This window comes from Vibrio sp. 1731 (assembly GCF_033339955.1).
In the GTDB taxonomy this organism is placed as follows: Bacteria; Pseudomonadota; Gammaproteobacteria; order Enterobacterales; family Vibrionaceae; genus Vibrio; species Vibrio alginolyticus.
Genome location: NZ_JAWOVO010000165.1, coordinates 1 through 1057, shown reverse-complemented (window position 1 = coordinate 1057; position 1057 = coordinate 1). Strand labels below are relative to the sequence as shown.

At 44.4% G+C, this 1057-nt stretch carries 1 protein-coding gene; it reads left to right on the top strand.

Annotated elements, in window-relative coordinates; genetic code table 11:
* Positions 1 to 419: 419 nt before the first annotated feature.
* Positions 420 to 1057 (top strand): folate-binding Fe/S cluster repair protein (locus R7035_RS25960; RefSeq protein WP_318146414.1); only part of this gene is annotated, 638 nt, incomplete at its 3' end.

The following is a 1057-nucleotide window of genomic DNA, read 5'->3' as shown; positions in this document are numbered from 1 at the left end:
TTCAGGAGTGTACATTCACTATTCCTTCATAGATGTCTTGTTATTAATGCGGAGTGTAACAAGGGATGTGCTACGTCACTAGTGTGCGGGTCACAATACGTTAAGTAACTTCAAGGTGTCAGATTCAAAGCTGGTCACTGATTCAACACCACTGAACCTCACGTTTAGCAACAGCGAGCTCTTTCCTAATTATTCTGCCATGAAATCACGATAGAAAACGTCACCTATCCTTGATTGACATACGTTGTTGACGTTTCTTACTCAAGGTTGATTAGATTTCCAAATTACCGCTACATCTGAAAACTGAGCGGTTCTCGCTAAACCGAACACCTTAAGGTGACTTGGGCATATTGAAAGCTGACAAATCGTGAATCTGCATTTAACATAGCTGAAAAATATCTTCAAAAGGCATTGTAATCATGGAATGGCAAACTCGCTTTTCACCGCTCAACCTATCGACTCAAGATGCTCTACCAGAACTGTCTATCTCACGACTCGATCATCTAGGCATGATCACCATGGTAGGCGATGACAAAAAATCGTACCTGCATGGTCAAGTTACCTGTGATGTGGTTTCTCTAGAAAAAGACCAATCAACACTCGGTGCGCACTGCGACGCGAAAGGTAAAGTGTGGAGTGTATTCCGCTTGTTCCATCATGGTGATGGCTACGGCATGATCCAGCCGAAATCTGCGATTGAAATCGAACTGAAAGAAATAAAAAAATACGCCGTATTTTCCAAAGTCACGATTGAAGAATCTAACGATGTGATTCTTGGCGTTGCAGGTGTCAACGCCGATGCGTTTGTGTCTGCTTTAAATGAAGATGCCGGTGATGTACGCATCATCAATGGCGGCACTGCGGTAAAAGTAGAGGCGAACCGTTGGTTACTTGTTGTGACAGAAGAAGCGGCGCAAGCACTGATCGAAAACAGCGATGCTACGCTGACAACACGCGAGCTTTGGACTCGTTTCGACATTGAATCAGCACTGCCATTCGTTTCTGCTACAGCGCAAAACGAGCACATTCCACAAGCCTTGAACATTCAAGCCCTAGG